Annotated in this window: 1 protein-coding gene; it reads right to left on the minus strand. The window is 56.6% G+C overall.

What is annotated here, in order from left to right:
* Window positions 1–307 (minus strand): tRNA 2-thiocytidine biosynthesis protein TtcA (locus tag AC0T7J_RS25100; RefSeq protein WP_473798432.1); only part of this gene is annotated, 307 nt, incomplete at its 3' end.
* Window positions 308–569 lie beyond the last annotated feature (262 nt).

Genomic DNA, 569 nt, shown 5'->3' on the forward strand with positions numbered 1-569 from the left:
CCGAGTAAGTGTCCTTCTCGACGATGTGGTACTCGATGCCCAGTTCTTTCAGGTAGGCCGGCAGCACGTGCTCGGGAAAGCCCGGCTGTTTCTGGTCCATGTTCACCGCGACGATGTCGAACTTGATCGGTGCAACCTTCTGCAGGTGCATCAGCACGTCAAGCATGGTGTAGCTGTCCTTGCCCACGGACAGGCAGACCATGACCTTGTCGCCGTCTTCGATCATGTTGAAATCGGCGACCGCTTCGCCGGCCAGGCGGCGCAGGCGCTTTTGCAGTTTGTTCTGGTTGACCGTAAGAGTGCCCATGACGCGAAATCCGTGAGGTGTGACGAAAGGCCGGCATTTTACGCAAAAACCCCAGTAGCGCGAAGCATCTGTGGCGAGGGGATTTATCCCCGTTCGGCTGCGCAGCAGGCGTAAAACCTATGCATGCGGTCTTTCAGTTAAACCGCAGTGATGGTTTTGGGGCCGCGTCGCGGCCTAACAGGGATAAATTTCCTCGCCACAGGCACAAGCAGGTGTTGTGGTTGACCCAAGGCATCTGTGATGAAATGCGACCCCACTCTTT

It is taken from the genome of Pantoea sp. E956-1, assembly GCF_982223955.1.